The sequence below is a fragment of the Lacrimispora sp. genome (assembly GCF_036758025.1).
Lineage (GTDB): Bacteria > Bacillota > Clostridia > Lachnospirales > Lachnospiraceae > Lacrimispora.
The window spans coordinates 216,389-234,609 of record NZ_DAIOXM010000001.1 but is presented as its reverse complement, the minus strand read 5'-3'; the positions used below and the strand labels follow the sequence as shown (position 1 = coordinate 234,609).

Annotated in this window: 13 protein-coding genes; 2 read left to right on the top strand and 11 right to left on the bottom strand. The window is 45.8% G+C overall.

All coding sequences use genetic code 11. From position 1 onward, the window contains the following. Window positions 1–58: 58 nt before the first annotated feature. Entirely contained in the window at window positions 59–1,411 is a 1,353-nt protein-coding gene (locus V7M78_RS00995; protein ID WP_333645587.1) for a cell wall-binding protein, read from the bottom strand. A gap of 535 nt (window positions 1,412–1,946) precedes the next feature. On the opposite strand from V7M78_RS00995, the gene V7M78_RS00990 reads away from it, so the two are divergent. Continuing rightward, window positions 1,947–2,813: a class I SAM-dependent methyltransferase gene (locus V7M78_RS00990; protein WP_333645586.1), complete on the top strand. Its 867-nt coding sequence runs from the start codon at window positions 1,947–1,949 to the stop codon at window positions 2,811–2,813. Between the two features lie 4 nt (window positions 2,814–2,817). Here the strand turns inward: V7M78_RS00990 and V7M78_RS00985 are convergent, their stop codons facing one another. Further along, entirely contained in the window at window positions 2,818–3,855 is a 1,038-nt protein-coding gene (locus tag V7M78_RS00985; RefSeq protein ID WP_333645585.1) for an acyltransferase family protein, read from the bottom strand. 209 nt (window positions 3,856–4,064) lie between these two features. On the opposite strand from V7M78_RS00985, the gene V7M78_RS00980 reads away from it, so the two are divergent. Beyond that, on the top strand, window positions 4,065–5,363 hold the full coding sequence (locus tag V7M78_RS00980; RefSeq protein WP_333645584.1) for a S8 family peptidase: 1,299 nt from the start codon (window positions 4,065–4,067) through the stop codon (window positions 5,361–5,363). A 56-nt stretch (window positions 5,364–5,419) separates the two neighbouring features. On the opposite strand, the gene V7M78_RS00975 is transcribed toward V7M78_RS00980, so the two are convergent. From V7M78_RS00975 to V7M78_RS00935, 9 genes are all read right to left on the bottom strand, one after another. Next, window positions 5,420–7,297, bottom strand: coding sequence for an LTA synthase family protein (locus tag V7M78_RS00975; RefSeq protein ID WP_442914605.1), 1,878 nt, complete (start codon window positions 7,295–7,297; stop codon window positions 5,420–5,422). Between the two features lie 291 nt (window positions 7,298–7,588). Continuing rightward, the gene (gene tuf / locus V7M78_RS00970) at window positions 7,589–8,782 is read right to left on the bottom strand and encodes an elongation factor Tu (RefSeq protein ID WP_333645583.1); all 1,194 of its coding nucleotides are present in this window, start codon (window positions 8,780–8,782) and stop codon (window positions 7,589–7,591) included. A 154-nt stretch (window positions 8,783–8,936) separates the two neighbouring features. Next, window positions 8,937–11,057 (bottom strand): elongation factor G, encoded by a 2,121-nt coding sequence (fusA, locus tag V7M78_RS00965; RefSeq protein WP_333645582.1) that lies wholly within the window; start codon window positions 11,055–11,057, stop codon window positions 8,937–8,939. A gap of 16 nt (window positions 11,058–11,073) precedes the next feature. Continuing rightward, window positions 11,074–11,544: a 30S ribosomal protein S7 gene (gene rpsG, locus V7M78_RS00960; protein ID WP_333645581.1), complete on the bottom strand. Its 471-nt coding sequence runs from the start codon at window positions 11,542–11,544 to the stop codon at window positions 11,074–11,076. A gap of 175 nt (window positions 11,545–11,719) precedes the next feature. Continuing rightward, window positions 11,720–12,142 carry a 30S ribosomal protein S12 gene (gene rpsL / locus V7M78_RS00955; protein WP_333645580.1) on the bottom strand — a complete coding sequence of 141 codons (423 nt, stop codon included), beginning with the start codon at window positions 12,140–12,142 and terminating at the stop codon, window positions 11,720–11,722. A gap of 205 nt (window positions 12,143–12,347) precedes the next feature. Continuing rightward, on the bottom strand, window positions 12,348–13,610 hold the full coding sequence (locus tag V7M78_RS00950; protein ID WP_333645579.1) for an ABC transporter substrate-binding protein: 1,263 nt from the start codon (window positions 13,608–13,610) through the stop codon (window positions 12,348–12,350). An 88-nt stretch (window positions 13,611–13,698) separates the two neighbouring features. Next, the gene (locus V7M78_RS00945) at window positions 13,699–14,622 is read right to left on the bottom strand and encodes an AraC family transcriptional regulator (protein ID WP_333645578.1); all 924 of its coding nucleotides are present in this window, start codon (window positions 14,620–14,622) and stop codon (window positions 13,699–13,701) included. 12 nt (window positions 14,623–14,634) lie between these two features. Then, entirely contained in the window at window positions 14,635–15,714 is a 1,080-nt protein-coding gene (locus V7M78_RS00940; RefSeq protein WP_333645577.1) for a glycoside hydrolase family 88/105 protein, read from the bottom strand. Then, complete coding sequence (locus tag V7M78_RS00935) at window positions 15,707–18,217, bottom strand: hypothetical protein (RefSeq protein ID WP_333645576.1); 2,511 nt, start codon at window positions 18,215–18,217, stop codon at window positions 15,707–15,709. The genes V7M78_RS00940 and V7M78_RS00935 overlap by 8 nt, the downstream gene beginning before the upstream one ends. Between the last annotated feature and the right edge of the window lie 4 nt (window positions 18,218–18,221).

Here is an 18,221-nt window from a genome sequence, read left to right as displayed (position 1 = left end):
TTTCAAAAATAATGGCGTAAAATTTGATTTTCTCAAATCTCACGCCATTGGTCTTTTTTTACTCCCAGACAGGCTCCACTGGAGATCTGCCCTCCCCTGACGGGGTTTCATCGTCCACCTTTAACAGGTTTCCGTTGCTTCCGGTTTTATACTTTACGCCTTCCGCATTCTTTACAGTCGTTCCCTTTGCCACTTTTCCGGAGGAGTTGACTACGTAGTCGGTGGTGGTGCTTCCTGTGGGAATGGCAATGACTTCGTATTTGCTGCCCTCCTCAGCTCTCTGAAGCTTACCCATATAATATAGGTAGCCATCCTTAACACCTGTATAGCCACGGCCGCTGTCGCTGAAGTAATAAGTTTCTTCGCTGCCGTCTCCTTCGGTCACTTTGATCTTGCCCTTTTGCATGGAACTGGTCTTCTTGTCTCCAAAATAATAAGCCGTAAACTCGGAGCCGTTTCCGATCTTCACCTTCTGGAGTCCGTATACAGGATTTCCAAGATCGTTGAACAAATATGTCTTATCACTGATCCTTGTCAAATGCTGGGTGCTGGCTTCTCCCTCCTTAGGGCCGGTCTTTGGAACACCGGAGTTGGAAAAATAAAACCACTCTACATTTTCTTCATAGCCGGACACGTCATGGGGAGGTTCTACAGAATACCAGCCCACTCTCAGCTTTCCGTTGTTGTCATAATACTTATAATTTTGAATCTCATAATCCGCATTGTCAATGCCTACATTCTTCCAGCCGGTCTGAAGAGCGCCTTCTGAATCAAAGCAGTAAGAGATTCCGTCAATCTTATAGGTTGCAAAATCGCCGGACATGTTCTTTGGAACGTACTTCTTTCCGCTCTCGCCAAAATAATACCAGAACTTTCCATCGTCAGTGTCTCCGGGGGCAATTTTGTCCGGGTCATAATCGCTGTCCGGTGAAAAAAGCTTCTGCCAGCCTGTGCGCATGGCGCCATCTGTACTGCAGTAATACATATCATCCAGTACCCAGCCCGTCTGCATCTCGCCGTTGGAATCAAAATAATACCACTTATTGTTAATTTTGGACCAGTTGTCCATGACAGCCTTTCCGCTGCTTCCGAAATAATACCATTTAAGCTGGCCGTTTCCTGAATCCTGGAACTTCATCCACTTGTCAGTCACCAGAATACCGTTGGAGTCCGTATAATATGTATTTTCTACCCAACTGTTTACCGCCATCTCACCATAGCTGTTTAAATAGCGCCAAAGGTTGTCCGCACCCTTTTTCCAGACATTGGTGACTTTACTTCCGTCTGCATCATAATAAACCCAGGTATTTCCCGACTGAGCCCAGCCTTCCGCGGCCTGGGCATCTATTGATGCAGTACCCATAGCCAGCATGGCGGCGACAGCCAGCACAATGAGACCTTTTCTTTTCATTCCTTCACTCCTTACAGGGATTTCCTTTTGTCTTTCTTTATTTTAGCAATTATTTTCCAATTATTCAACTGTTTTAATCTTTCGATTATATTACGAAATTATTTCTCCCTGTTATGGATACGGCTTTTTTCTTCTATTAATAAAGCGGGCGCTGTAAACCGCACCCGCTTTCATTTATTATTACCAGTTACACCGGCGGCAGCAGCAGCAATTCCTTCTGCACCGGCAGCATCCCCGGTTGCACTGCCTGTAGCAGCCCCCTGCGTTAATTCCCCAATTGCACCAATAATTACAGCCGCAGGTACCGGCAGAAAATCCTATACGAAAACACATAGCTTCACACCTCGTCACTTAGAATTATACTATATTATATAGGACACATAGACAAGGCGTGATTTTTTGAAAAACGGGGCAGAATTGTTTATGAGCAATTTCTTGACGCTCCCCCCTCTATCCAGTATAATTGAGGAAGTTCAATCAGCCCCGCCCCATAAGCGGACAAGCTGACAGGAAGCAAAGGAAAGGACAACACCATATGTGGATTGCAGACAACTGGAAAGATTATGAAGTAATAGATTGTTCAGAAGGAGAAAAACTGGAGCGCTGGGGGAAATACATCCTTGTGCGTCCTGATCCCCAGGTTATCTGGTCCACTCCCAAGACAGAAGCAGGCTGGAAAAAGATGAACGGCCATTATCACCGAAGCGTCAAGGGAGGGGGAGAATGGGAATTTTTCAGCCTTCCGGAGCAGTGGAGCATCAACTATAAGGAACTGACTTTCCAGTTAAAGCCCTTCAGCTTTAAGCACACCGGAATCTTCCCGGAGCAGGCGGCAAACTGGGACTGGTTCAGTGAAAAGATAAAGAAGGCAGGAAGGCCTATCAAGGTTCTTAATCTCTTTGCCTACACTGGAGGAGCCACATTGGCCGCAGCAAAGGCGGGAGCCAATGTCACCCACGTGGACGCTTCCAAGGGAATGGTAGGCTGGGCCAAGGAAAACGCCCGTTCCTCCAATCTGGAATCTGCTCCCATCCGCTGGATCGTTGATGACTGTGTAAAGTTCGTGGAAAGAGAAATCCGCAGAGGCAGCCGTTATGATGCCATCATCATGGACCCGCCTTCTTATGGCAGAGGGCCAAAAGGTGAAATCTGGAAGATCGAAGATTCCATTTACCCCTTTGTCAGCTTATGTGCCCAGCTTCTATCTCCTGAGCCTTTATTTTTCCTCATTAATTCCTATACCACCGGCCTGGCTCCCTCCGTATTGTCCTATATGATTTCCATTGAAGTAGGAAAGAAATTCGGCGGTACCGTCCAGGCACAGGAGGTAGGCCTTCCTGTTACAAACACAGGCCTTATCCTCCCCTGCGGGGCATCGGGCAGATGGTGGGCAGAGTCTTAAAGCTTTAGCGGCCTCCGTTTACCACCTGCCATAAGGGCGGCAAAAGCCACCGCAACAGCCGCCCTGCCTGGTAGCTTAAAATCACACATAAGACCGGCATAAAAAGAAACAGCAAAAAGGGAATGGCCGGAACAGACGGGAGCAGCAATGCTCCCGTTTTGTTAACCAGTCTCACAATAGCAAAGTGAGCTGCATACAGAAAGAAGTTCTGTTTCATCCAGTCCTTAGCTTCCATAAGAAGCCCTTCCGGAGCGAGGAGCCATAGACCCGTGGGTGTGAGAAGGCGAAAGCACACAGCAGATGCCGCCATTTCTCCCTTTAAACTTCCCGGAAAATCAAACCTGTATAAAAAGATTGCCGCTGCAAGAAGGGCGGCGCCTGCGTAAAACCGGCCTCTGTTCCACTTCCCTTCTGCTATCTTCTTCCCATGAATGGCAGAAAAGGCTCCGAAGGAATAATAGAGCAGGGCATCCAGGTTTAAAAACGGCAGAAATCCTCCCATATAAATAACTGCAAAAATCACTCCCAAAAACAGGCACCCAAGCTGCCAGGTTTTCATCATCATATAGATGAGGGGGGCCAGGAGGATCAGCAGAATCAACTGATGCAAATACCAGAACACATAATTATAAGTATAATTGAGAACAGCATCCCAGGCTCCTGAAAGGGTAAAAGGCACCTTGCCTTTCCCAATCACTTCGGACAAATAGGGTATCCGGCTTCCCACCACGTATCCCAGGTAGTAAAGGAGATTCCACACCACATAAGGAACCAGCACGCTGCGCATTCTGGATTTCCATTTCACCCAGAGCTTTTCCATGGTAAATCCCCGGAAAAAGAGGTAAGAAGAAATCAGAAAGAACCCGGGCACGGCAATTTGGGATGCTGTATTTCCCAAAAGCCTTTCCATCCAGTCCATCTGATATCCCAGCCTTGTGCTGCCCAGAAAAAGCACTGCGTTGTAGGAATGGACCCATATGACCAAAAGACTGTAAAAGAATGTAAACCAGACGATTTTATTTCGGAACTGTATTTCTTCCATAGGGCCCTCCTTTCTACCTATACATTTTATCACAGGGAAAGAGTCTTTATCAAATCATTTTCCAGGTCTTTGGCTGGAAACAGGAACTTTCGGCGAAATACCGTAAAAATTAAAATATTTTTCATATATTTTTTCATTCCGTCTCATAGGGTTTATGGTATAATAGGAGCAATCTAAACCATTGCTTTCCAATTAAGGAGAAAATAACCATGAAAAAAGTAACCCGCGCCGCCTGCCTTTCCCTTGCTGTTCTGATTGGAGGCTTATCCCTTTCAGGCAGCTATGCTTTTGGAAAAAGCAGACCGGAAGATCCGGCCAAGGCGCTTCAAGTATTTTCCTCAGACAGAGGACAGGCCCTTCAGGCAACGGCCATTGGCCCGGGCCTTGTAAACTTATCCCCTTCCGATGAGTTTTCCACCTATCAGTGGGGTCTTAAAAATGACGGAGAATTCCGCCTCATTGAGCTGCAGGCCAAGTTCCGGACTGTTGACCAGACCTACAGCCAGACAAGATCCGGAGTGGGCATCGGAATCCCAAAGCCTGGACCGGACGATTACAAGTCCATTGTGACTCACGCCGTTACAGGCGTTGATATCGCTATACAGCCTGCCTGGAAGCTGTATGACCAGGCGGAAACCAAGCGGTCCGTTACTGTGGCCATCATTGACACCGGCATTGATATCCATCATCAGGAGCTTAAAAACTCCCTTTGGACCAATCCCGGAGAGGTGGATGGCGACGGCATTGATAATGACGGCAACGGATATGTGGATGACATTTACGGCTGGAACTTCTATTCCGGAAACAACCAGGTTTTCGTGGGCAATGAAGACAGCCACGGGACCCATGCAGCAGGCACCATTGGTGCGGACAGAGGTTCCTATGGCATAGCCGGAATCACGGACAATAATTATGTGAAGCTCATGACCTTAAAAGCCTTAGGCGGCGAAGATGGGGCCGGCTCTCCGGAAGCGGTGATCCAGGCCATACGCTATGCCGAAGCAATGGGGGCCTCCATCTGCAACTTAAGCATGGGGACCACTGCCTACAGCGAGGCTCTGGATCAGGCCATCAGAGACTCCTCCATGCTGTTTGTGGTTTCCTGCGGAAACGGCGGGGTGTCGGGCCTGGGATACGATACGGACATTTACCCGGTTTATCCGGCCTCTCTTCCCCACGACAACGTGATTTCCGTAGCCAACATCCTATTTGACGGAAGCTTAAGCAAGGACTCCAATTTCGGCGCTCTCAGTGTGGATATCGCAGCGCCGGGCAGTTTTATCTTAAGCACCATTCCGGGAGATGCTTACGGCTTTATGAGCGGCACTTCCATGGCTGCACCCATGGTGACCGGCGTGGCTGCCATGATCTATTCTTACAGGCAGGACATTTCTCTGTTAGAGGTTAAAAACATTCTTTTAAATTCCAGCAGAAAAATGGACAGTCTTGCAGGAAAAATGGTAAGCGGCGGACTTTTAGATGCTTACGCAGCCCTCACCTGGCAGTAAACAAAAAGACAGTGAAGATAAGGGAAGAACATTTCTCCCTTTCCTCACTGTCTTTTTTATTCTTCAGCATCTAAAGAAAACATTTCCTTGTATTTCTTTCCGTCAAAGGTGTGATTGTATACCAGATACTCATAGCTTGCAATCAGGTCCCGGTATGGATTGTCCGGCATTCTTAAGGATTCCCAGGAATAATAGGTGCCTTCCTTGTCATAGCAGCCAATGGGATGGACCACTGGAAATGTCTCTTCCATGGTCAGAAGAAACTGCTGGTAAGGGGGCATCTGGACGTTGGCTCTTTTTAACAGCTCCGCCCCCAGATAAACAGCCCCCAGCTTCCCTTTTTCTTCTGCCTGGCTCTCATAATTGGTCCAGATCAGAAACGGGGTCTGATACCACATCAGCCGTTCTTCATGGGGTACAAGGCTGCTTGGCATTCCTGCAATCTCATCAAAAAATTCATCCTCCACACTGGGCTGATGGTCCCCGAACATGACGATCATGGTGGGCTCATCACTTTGCTTAAAATAGGAAATCAAGTATTCCAAGGCTTCATCTGACCGCTTCACAAGAGATAAATACTGGTCGGTCTTGGGATACTTTCCCTTCAGATCTCCGGTCAGCCACACTTCCTGATCGAAGTTATCGTAAGCACTCTCATAGCCTCCGTGGTTTTGCATGGTCACATTAAAAACAAACAGCTTATCCTCAGGATTCTCCTTGGCCTCTATTCGTTCAATCAGCTTTTGATAGTCCGCCTTGTCGCTGACATAGTTTCTCAGCTCTTCGCTGCCTTCATAATCTTCTATAGCCAGAAATTCATCCATTCCCAGGTTCCGGTAACACTCCTGACGATTCCAGTTTTCCCTTGGATATGGGTGCATGGCAACGGTCTCATAGCCCTGGGACTTTAAAGTGCTTACAAGGCTGTATGTATTGGGCTTCACATTGAACTGATAGGCAATGCTGTTGGCCTGAAGCAGGGAGATGGAATTTCCGGTCAGAAACTCATACTCAGAATTGCTGGTCAGGGAACCGAACACCGGAACGGCCAGACTTCCCTTCACCGTATTTTCCTTTAAGCTGTTCATAAAGGGGAAGTATTCCTGATTGGTTTCAAAGTTTCCTGCCACCTTTAAGTCAGACAGGCTTTCATTCATAATGCATATGATATTGACCGGAGTTGTCTTCTCTTCTGTTTCCGCATCGCTTTCTCCGGCCTGGGCCAGAAGAACCTGGTTTTCTTCCCTCACGGAATCATAAATCTGCTTTACCTTTGAAAGGCTGTAGCCTTTCGGCTTTTTCTGAACCGTGTAATTGAAAGAAACAGCCGTTGAAAGCACATATCCATACTCCTGATAAGTTTCATTAACCTCCCACATGTTAATTTCAAGACCCTTAGCAGGAATCAGGAAGGTATAAAACCACATACTGAAGCTGACAATCACACCTGCACTTCCCCCGGCAAGGATCAGCCTCCTTTTTCTGCCTCTTGTCCGTTTGGGAAATAAAAAAGCAAAAAGGCAGATGGCCTGGACTCCCAGGAAGGCAAGATACATTTCCTTTGTCAGGACAAATTCATAATTTCCCGCCACACTCATGGCAGTCCGCAGGGCCAATACATCCCAGATCATAATGGGCCTTCCCCGGAAGCTGGTAACCAGGTATTCCGCAGCAGAAACAAAATAGAGAAATACCGCGGTCAGGGAAATTCCCACTCCGGTGCTTCCGCTGACTGCAAATACCGTAAGATAAAGCAGATAAATCCAGCCTATATTTAACACAGCCATGGACGGGGAAATTGCAGATAAATTGCCGGTTACATACTCAAACAGAATATAAGATGCGCAGGGAATTAAAAGTATGATAGCAGTGGTTATAAAAATCCCTGCATTTTTACACCACTTTAACATCCGTTCTCTTATCACGTAAAACATCCTCTTTTTCTATATCAGAATACTTTAATGGTACCACAAAGCAGCAGCACCATCAATAGACAATTTATGACAGGAAGAAAAATTGGGTTTTTCAGTCAATATACTACAAAGCAATGGGCCGCACAACATCAAACCAGTTCTCCGTTTTTAAATGGTTTGTAAACGCATCCACCGGATCAAGGTCACGTAGGGAGGCATCTTAAAATCCTGCTGATATGCAAAAAACCACAATCCCTTAATTTTAAGGAATTGTGGCTAATGTTTAAATTAGTATTGCTATACCGTCAATAATTACTCAACGATAGTAGCTACTCTACCTGAACCTACTGTACGGCCGCCTTCACGGATAGCGAAACGAAGACCCTGCTCCATAGCGATTGGGTGAATCAGCTCTACGGACATTTCTACGTTATCACCAGGCATACACATCTCTACGCCTTCTGGAAGATCACAAACGCCTGTTACGTCAGTTGTTCTGAAATAGAACTGAGGTCTGTAGTTGTTGAAGAAAGGAGTATGACGTCCACCTTCATCTTTTGTTAAAACGTAAACCTGTGCTGTAAACTTCTTATGGCACTTTACAGAACCTGGCTTAACAAGACACTGTCCTCTTTCGATGTCAGTTCTCTGAACACCACGAAGAAGTGCGCCGATGTTATCACCAGCCTGAGCCTCGTCAAGCAGCTTACGGAACATCTCGATACCAGTTACAACAACCTTACGAGTCTCTTCGCTGATACCAACGATTTCAACTTCATCAGATACGTGTAATGTACCACGCTCTACTCTACCAGTAGCAACAGTACCACGGCCTGTGATGGAGAATACGTCCTCGATAGGCATTAAGAATGGCTTATCTGTCTCACGTAATGGATCAGGAATCCAAGTATCTACTGCTTCCATTAATTCAAGAACCTTGTCGCCCCAAGAGCAGTTAGGATCTTCAAGAGCCTTTAATGCAGAACCCTGGATGATTGGTGTATCATCGCCTGGGAATTCATACTCATTTAAGAGCTCACGGATTTCCATGTCTACCAGTTCAAGCAGCTCTGAATCGTCAACCATGTCACACTTGTTCATGAATACAACGATGTAAGGAACGCCTACCTGACGGGAAAGAAGGATGTGCTCTCTTGTCTGAGCCATAACACCATCAGTAGCAGCTACAACTAAGATAGCGCCGTCCATCTGAGCAGCACCAGTGATCATGTTCTTAACGTAGTCAGCATGTCCTGGGCAGTCAACGTGTGCATAGTGTCTGTTTGCAGTCTCATACTCAACGTGAGAAGTAGAGATAGTGATACCACGCTCTCTCTCTTCCGGAGCCTTATCGATATTCTCGAAAGCTACTGCCTGTCCAGTACCTAATCTTACATTCAGAGTTTTTGTGATAGCTGCTGTTAAAGTTGTTTTACCGTGGTCAACGTGACCAATGGTTCCGATGTTACAATGTGTCTTGCTTCTTTCAAACTTAGCTTTAGCCATTTTATAACGTCCTCCTTAATTTACGCTCTCTTCCGAGCTTTGTTTATATGTTAGGCTGTTTTTTATTATATGCTATTTGTGCACTATTTTCAAGCCTATTTGATGGATTCCGGGCGGACTTGTGTGCCCGAAATCCATGGAAAACCAGTTAGGATTATTTGCCCTTCTTTTCAGCGAGGACTTTTTCCTGTACGCTCTTTGGCACTGGCTCGTATTTCTCGAAGAACATGGAGTAGTTGCCGCGTCCCTGTGTTCTGGAACGTAAGTCAGTTGCGTAGCCGAACATCTCTGACAACGGTACAAATGCTTTGATCATCTTTCCGCCGCCGATGTCCTCCATACCTTCGATACGGCCGCGTCGGGAGTTAATATCACCGATAACATCGCCCATGTAATCTTCCGGCATGGTTACTTCTACCTTCATGATCGGCTCAAGAAGAATGGCGCCGCCCTTGTTCATCGCATCTTTAAATGCCATAGAACCGGCAATGTGGAATGCCATTTCACTGGAGTCAACCTCATGGTAGGAACCGTCGTATACAGTAGCCTTTACACCAAGTACAGGGAATCCGCCCAGAATACCGGACTTAGTAGCTTCCTCAATACCTGCACCAACTGCCGGGATGTATTCCTTAGGAATAGCACCGCCCACAACAGAGGATTCAAACTTAAATAATTCTTCGCCATTGGCCTCCATGGGCTCAAAGCGAACCTTACAATGTCCGTACTGACCACGTCCGCCGGACTGCTTTGCATACTTGCTGTCAACTTCAACAGTCTTTGTAAAGGTCTCCTTGTAAGCAACCTGAGGAGCACCTACGTTAGCTTCTACGTTGAACTCACGAAGCAGACGGTCTACGATGATCTCCAGATGAAGCTCACCCATACCGGAAATGATAACCTGTCCAGTTTCCTGGTTGGTCTTTGCACGGAAGGTAGGATCTTCTTCTGCAAGCTTTGCAAGAGCTTCGCCCATCTTGCCCTGACCAGCTTTGGTCTTAGGCTCGATAGCGATATCGATAACAGGCTCTGGGAATTCCATAGACTCCAGAATTACCGGATGCTGGTCATCACAGATAGTATCACCTGTTGTTGTCAGCTTGAAACCAACGGCAGCAGCGATATCACCGGAATATACTTTATCCAGCTCTGATCTCTTATTGGCATGCATCTGAAGGATACGGCCAACACGCTCTTTCTTGCCTTTGGTTGCATTCAGCACGTAGGAACCGGAGTTCATAACACCGGAGTAAACGCGGAAGAATGCCAGCTTACCAACGAATGGGTCTGTCATAATCTTAAATGCAAGAGCGGAGAATGGTTCTTCATCAGAAGAATGTCTCTCGATCTCATTTCCGTCCATATCAACACCCTTAATAGAAGGAATGTCAACAGGAGACGGCATAAATTCCAGAACTGCATCCAGAAGCTTCTGAACACCTCTGTTTTTATAAGCACTTCCGCAGCATACCGGAATAGCGGTACACTCGCAGGTAGCTTTTCTCAATGCCTTCTTTAATTCTTCATTTGACGGCTCTTCCCCTTCCAGGTATGCCATCATCAGATCATCGTCCAGTTCGCAGATTTTTTCAATCATCTCTCCGCGGTAAAGCTCTGCATCGTCCTTCATATCTTCAGGAACATCAACGATGGAGATATCATCACCCTTGTCATCGTTGTAGATGTAGGCCTTCATCTCGAATAAGTCAATGTTGCCCTTGAACTGGTCTTCTGCTCCGATAGGAAGCTGAATGCAGATTGCATTCTTGCCCAGACGGGTCTTGATCTGTTCTACAGCACCGTAGAAGTTTGCACCCATGATATCCATCTTGTTGATGAATGCCATACGGGGTACATTATAGGTGTCTGCCTGACGCCATACGTTTTCGGACTGAGGCTCTACGCCGCCCTTTGCACAAAACACGCCTACAGCGCCGTCCAGTACACGCAGGGAACGCTCAACCTCTACAGTAAAGTCAACGTGTCCTGGAGTATCAATGATGTTGATACGATGCTCCGGAGCGCCTGGCTTTACTTTGCCGTTTTCATGCATGGTCCAATGGCAGGTAGTCGCTGCTGAAGTGATTGTGATACCTCTTTCCTGTTCCTGCTCCATCCAGTCCATGGTTGCAGTACCTTCATGAGTATCACCAATTTTGTAATTTACACCAGTATAATAGAGGATACGCTCAGTCAATGTGGTCTTTCCAGCATCGATATGGGCCATGATACCAATATTTCTGGTTCTTTCCAATGGATATTCTCTTCCAGCCAAAGCTTTTTCCTCCTAATTAAAATCTGTAATGAGCAAATGCTTTGTTTGCCTCAGCCATCTTGTGCATATCTTCTTTCTTCTTTACTGCAGCACCGGTGCTGTTGGCAGCATCCATAAGCTCATTGGCAAGTCTTTCTTCCTGGGTCTTCTCGCCTCTCTTACGGGAGTAAAGAGTAAGCCATCTCAGAGCTAATGCCTGCCTTCTCTCCGGTTTTACCTCGATAGGTACCTGATAGGTAGCTCCACCGATACGTTTTGCCTTTACTTCCAGTACAGGCATGATGTTGTTCATTGCTTCTTCGAAAACTTCAACGGCAGGCTTGCCCATCTTTGCTTCCACACGGTTAAATGCACCGTATACGATCTTCTGAGCAACACCCTTTTTTCCATCAAGCATAATGTTGTTGATCAGTTTTGTAACAACCTTGTTGTTGTAAAGCGGATCTGCTAATACGTCTCTTTTTTGAGTATGTCCTTTACGTGGCACGTTACTTCCCTCCTTAATACCGCTGTCAATTTCTGGAATTGTTCAGCTATTCATTAGATCTTAGGTACTCACAAACATTGAAGTTGCGTTCGCGCTGGGTTTCTATATATAATCCTGCAACCTACAGGTTCAATATCTAAAGTCCGGCACTAGAAATTCAAATGTGTGGTTCTAATTATTTCTTTGCTGCTTTTGGTCTCTTAGCACCATATTTGGAACGAGCCTGTTTTCTGTTGGCAACGCCTGCAGTATCAAGAGTTCCTCTTACGATATGGTATCTTGTACCTGGTAAGTCTTTTACTCTTCCGCCGCGGATTAAAACAACGCTATGCTCCTGAAGGTTGTGTCCCTCACCTGGGATGTAGCTTGTTACTTCGATGCCGTTAGAAAGACGTACTCTGGCGATCTTTCTAAGAGCTGAGTTAGGTTTTTTCGGTGTAGCAGTCTTAACTGCGGTACAAACGCCTCTCTTCTGAGGAGCAGAAATATCGGTCGCCCTTTTCTGTAAAGAGTTGTAACCCTTCTGCAGAGCTGGTGATCCAGATTTCTTTGCGCTTGTCTGTCTTCCCTTTCTTACTAACTGGTTAAATGTTGGCATTCCATTCACCTCCTGTGATATTGTCTGTGGTTGCTGTCTTCTTCAGCTAATTTACGCACAAAAACATGACGCGTTTATGCACGCCTAATCATTATATACATATTGTTTTTTTCTGTCAAGGATTTTTTTATTTTACGGCCAAACTTCTGATAAAACCCGGAGTTCCGCGATAAAACATGGGCACTCCGGGTTTTACTCTTTCAAATTATTTTAATTCTTTTAAAGCTTCATTCATGAAATGATTCATTTCTTCCACGTACTGATCCACAGTCACCTTTCCTGCCAGCACTTCAATCAGTTTATCTCTCAAATCGTTCTGGACTGCTCCTGTAAACGCCTGATACCCCCATTCTGCTCCCGGCTGGGAATCTGTGGCAGCCAGTTCTTTGGAAAAAATATCAAAAAACTCTTTTCCGTATTCATAGTCCAGGCTTTCATTTCCCTTTACCTGAGATAAGTAACTGTTTTCCTTGCAATATACAGCATTGTTTTCAGCCTTTGAAATCCACTCGATGAATTCTGCCGCTTCTTTTTCCACTCCCGTGTTCTGGAATGCAGCCAGATACTTTCCTCCTGGTACGGAAGAACGTCTCGCTTCCTTTGGAAGATATGTAACTCCCCATTCAAAGTCCGTAATCTGCTCTTTATAATTGGCGATCATCCAGCTTCCTGCAAAATGCATGGCAACCTGGCCGGTGCGGAATAGGTTGTTGGGATTCTCAGAGCCAAGCCATACGGAGGAAGGAATGATTTCTTCGTCATGCAGCTCCTTAAAGAAGCTTACAGCTCTCTTTGTTTCTTCTGTATTGAAATTGGCTTCATTTAAATCTTTGTTCAGCATGCTTCCGCCTGCTTCATAAAGAAGGGTGGTAAAGCGCTGGGGAGATTTATCATATACCAGTCCGTATTTACAGTCGCTGTTTGCCATAACCTTTTTCATGGCTTCCTTCCATTCATCCCATGTCCATATCTCATCCTCTGACTGGGGAACAGATACCCCTGCCTTTTCAAAAGCAGTCTTATTGTAAATCAGTCCATTGGCGGTTACATCCATGGGGGCTGCCAGAACCTTATCATCAAAAACAAATCTAAGACCTTCCCCGAAGCTGTTTACAAAGGCTTCTTTATCAGATACATGCTCCCCTAAATCCAGCAATTGATTCTGGAACGGTCCCAGATTTGTGAGTCTGGCTAAGGCCGGAGCTTCTTTTCCGTTTAACATGTTTTTGATCTTGCTCTCTAAGTCTGCATAAGGAACTTCAATCAGCTCAATTTTAATCTCCGGATGCTCTGCAGTATACTGATCTGCCAGCCTTTTAAAGGATTCCCCCTCTTTTCCGTCGCTGAACCATACCACATCCAGAGTCTTTACCTCCCCCTCTGCCTTTTTCTGTCCGCCGCCGGAACAGCCTGTAAGTGCTCCAAAGGCCAGTGTTCCCGCCAATACCAGTGATAATGCTTTCTTCATAAATAACCTCTCCTTTTCCATTTTTTCTGCCCATGGATTCCGGGCATATGTTAATTTCATCAGGCCCTCTGGAAAATGCACCCCTCTGTCATTCGTGATTGTCCTTTTTGGACTGGGCGTATTTTTTTGGAGTAATTCCTGTAGCCTTTTTAAAAACTGCAATAAAGTGACTGTCACTGTTATAGGAAAGCCGGAAAGCCACATCAGTCACGGAATGGCCTTCCTTCAGCAGGGTTTTTGCCGCAAGAATCTTTTGGTTGGTCACATACTGCATGAGAGTAAAGCCTGTTTCCTTTTTGAAATAGTGGCTCAGATAATAGCGGTTCATATAAAATCTTCCTGATATCTCATCTAAGTCCAGCCGCTCCTCCACATGTGCTGCAATGTATTTTTTCAACTGTTCAATTCTCTCCCTGTAAAGCACCGGATCTTTAAACTCCTGCTTCCCTTGTTCGTCCTTCCGTTCTTCTGAATTTCTGCCCTTCTCCTCTTCCATAAAAAACCGGTACATTTCGTTGATTGCAGTGATCAATTCCAAAATGGCAACTTTCACCTTTACAGAGGATTCAGCACTCTTTTTGCTTTCAGAGCTTATATGCCGCTCAAGCTTTCCAAAGAGTTTTTCTACCTTTTCCAGCTTTTCCCCGGAAAGGTGAAGCCTGTGGTTAAACTGCTCCGGGCGGTTTTCAAAAAACAGGGAAAAGTCATAGTGAAACGCCTCCCCCATCTGAACCAGAAACTCCGGCTCAAACATGAGGACATACCGCTTATAAGCCTTTCCCGAAGCCCCGCTGGTTCTGTGGTACTCCTTGTTATTAATGACAAATAAATCCCCGGCTTTTGCATGGTAGGTACAGTTTCCTATTTCCATCAATGCTCCGTCTGTGAGAAGCAGGATGATTTCATACTGGTTGTGAAAATGAAAGCCCTGCATCGCCCAATTTTCGGAACTGCCGTGAAAATAGTACAGTGCGTCGAATTCTTCAAAAAATACTCTTTCCTTTTTTTCCACAACCAATCCTTTCTATTTCCAATAAGGCTGCAAGGCTTCCTGCAGTGCCAGAATCATAAGTGCCTGTCCGTAAGTCATGGGACAGCATGGGATCTCTTTATAAAATTCCCCATCCATTCCAATAGGAGTTCCGTAGGATACATTTCTTACTGTTCCATCCTCTTCGATATAATCCATCATGTTTTTCATAGCTTTTTGAATCATTTCCCCGAATTCTTCTTCTTTGAGAATTCCAAGACGGACGCCTTTCATGATGCCATAGAGAAATGCAGCACTTGCAGACATCTCTATATAAGAAGAGGAGTCATTAATGATGGTATGCCAAAGCCCCTGTTCCGGGTCTGCATGGTGCTTCAGGGCTTGAACCTGGTTCTCATATACATTGAGGAAGTAGCGCTTCATGGCTCCGTCCAGTTGGATTTCCTGAAGCAGCTCCATAACTACAATGGTATACCAGCAGTTTCCCCTCCCCCAGAGAATCCCGCCGTAATTATCATTTCTCTTGAAATTAAAGCCGTGGTAAAAAAGCCGTTCTTCTTTATTCAAAAGGTACTTGATATGGCTTAAAATCTGGTAATTGGCCTCGTCAATATAGTCCTGTCTGTTTAGCAGCTTTCCGGCTCTCACAAGAAACAATACGGTCATAAATAAAGTATCAATGAGGATTTCATGTTCGTTAGGGTCTCCTGTGATCATATGCTGGAAGCAGCCGTCTCCGGTCCGGATGAGCTTCTTGTCCTTCATGATCCAGTCAGCCCAGTCCTCAATGAAAGATAAATACTGTTCTTTTCCTGTTTTCTCATAAACATAGGTCAGGGTCAGCATGGGAGAGGTGGTGTTTACATTTCTCTCCAGTATGCCTTCTTCCAGCCTTTTGTCATACCAATCCAGCAAAAATTCCAGTATTTCTTCCTTTCCGCTGACTTCATAATATTTATAAAGGCCAAAAAGTCCTACTCCCTGGGGCCATTCCCAGCAGTTGATATCAATAAGGCTGATGGGAAACTTCTCTTTCATTCCGTTATTTTTCAGCGTCATCATCCGTCTTGAAACAAGGTTCAATGTTTCATCAATTAACTTCTTATCAATCACCTTTTCCCGTCCCCCTCAATGTTATTCTTCCTTCCGCATTCAGCGGATAATCATAAACAGTCCTTCCGTTAACCTTTAAGAAATACTCTTGATCTGCCAGGTAGCAGTCTCCCCTGTCATCTCTCACTTCTGTCTCTTCCCCATGAATAGCGACCTCTATGCTCTTAAAAGCTTCTAACACTTCATCAAGGTTTTCATACTCTTTTCCCAAAGCCCCGGCCCTTACCACCCACACATTGTCCCGCCCCATGCTGATAAACTCCCGGAACCGGTTGGGTCCTTCCTCCTGCATGATCAAGCCGTTCATGGCCTTTACTGCCAGATATGCTCCGTCTTTTTCCAGTACCAGAACTCCGCCTTCTCCCTTGTACCGGGAAAATTCACTGATGGGAATATAGGCATGGGTATAGTCAATCCGTTCTTCCTCTCCTATGTGATACCTTAAAATACCCGTATCCTCAAACTGGACTCCTAAAGGCAGGCTTCCATTGCCAGCCCAGAAATTAGGCCGTCCGCTTCCATATGGAAAAGATTCTCCCGGGTGATTGATGAAAACCTGAGCCACCTCATCGATCACTGCCTGCATGATATGCTCCTGATACCCGTTCTGAAAGGGCTTATATCCCACTGCTGTGGACAAAAGGGCCCGGCTGTTTTTGTACAGATACAGGTTTACATGGCCTTCAAAACCCTGGGTGTTTTCAAATATCAGCTCCCGGCCTTCTTTTAATGCGCTGTAGCACTGATACTCTTCCGGTGCTTCATAATCCCCAAGAACCAGGGACAGATAGCCGATGCAGGCCCTGTTTAAGTATCCGGCGTTGTATGCGACATACAGCAAAGAAGTGGTCCCGGCGTTGTAGTTGCCCTTCATCTCTTTTTCATAGGTCCTGCCAAAGCTGGTCATGACCGCTCCTTTATGGGCATTTAAGGCAAGGCAGCGGAAAATCATATCCAAAGCCTGACGGGCCTTTTCATGGAGAGGGCTTCCCGGTTCTGTCAAATTGTAAAGGGTGCCGATTCCCAGCACGTCCACTGGAATATAGGCATTGGAATTCCACTCTGTAATGAAATCCCTGGAAAATTCATCAAACCAGTGGTGAAGCAGCTCTTCTCCCCTTTTCTTCATCTCCTCCCCCGTTCTGCCGCTGTTGGTGAAGGTGCGTTCAGGTAGGTAAGTTCCCGCCAGATACTGACAGCAGTGGAATAAAAGAGCGTGATTTTCGCTGAAGAACCACATTACATCATCCCCCGGCTCATCAATCCAGTACCGGTAATTGACCATAGCTTCCTCCAGAGCCTCTTTTAATACCCCGGATATCCGGTCATGAAAGGTATGGTAAATATAGAGCATGATAATGAAGTGAAAATCCGAACAATCCTTTCTGGCATTGACTCCTGCCAGTTCCTCCAGTATAATGGCCTCTGCTCTTTGGTACTCCCTTTCGCTTTGAAACAGTACAGCCGCCTTATAAGTATTTTCCGGGGCAAACTGAATGATGGTTTCCAGGGCATGGCGCTTTCTGGTCCTTAAATCCGGTTCCTTATACGTAAGAAAATCTTTTCTGACAAGCTGATTTCCGATTTTTCTTTTTATATCAATTCCCATAACGGTAAGAGAGACGGCAAAATAATAGTATCCCGGAGACAACTCATCGGCTTCAAATAATTCCAGGCCCTTCTGGAAGGGTTCCATGGTATAATGCCGGGTTTTAACCATTGTCCAGGGGTTTTCCATCTTTTCAATGAATTCACCCGGGCTTATGATCATATCAAACTCCAGAGGAGTGGGCAGAGGGTTGCTGATGTTCATTTTAATAAGCTGGCTCATATATGCCTCCCGGTCAAAGCTCATTCCATTTAACATCTGCTCAATTTTGTCCAGTACGGTCTGGTCTGTCTCTTCTTTTACAGGTATCTTCATGGTAAGAGCTGCATCTCCCAGCCGTTTCATACGGAAATAATAATCCGTATCCCTTTCAGCCAGATCATCCAGACACAGAATCACCTGGTTCTGCCCCTGTAAAAGAGGCACTGAAACCACTGTTTTCTTTACCAGATTCCGGGTAAATGGAGTGAAATCTGTAATCAGGCTTCCATTGACCCAGAGAGTAAGACCGCCGCAGGTTTCCAGTTCAAAATCCACATTTCCCTCTTCTTCCGCCCAAAGCTCTGTATAGCCATACATCCGCAGGTAAGTGGGCCGGTAATAAAACCCGGAAGCATCCACTCCCGTATTTCCAAAGGGGAAATACAGCTTTGCGGCGGCTTCTCCGTGGCGGATTCCTCTAAAATCAGGGCAGGGCGGAATTTCATTTCTTCTTTCTGCCACAAACTCCTTTCTGCAGGGGTTTTCATGGATGGCAAACCCTTTTTTCAGCCACTCATTGACCCGCCCGTTTAAGGTGGATCTGGTGAATTGACGGATTTGGGTGTGGACAGGGGTTATTAAAAAACGGTTTACAAACCCTTCGGCAAACAGAGGGTATTCCATATACTTCATGTAT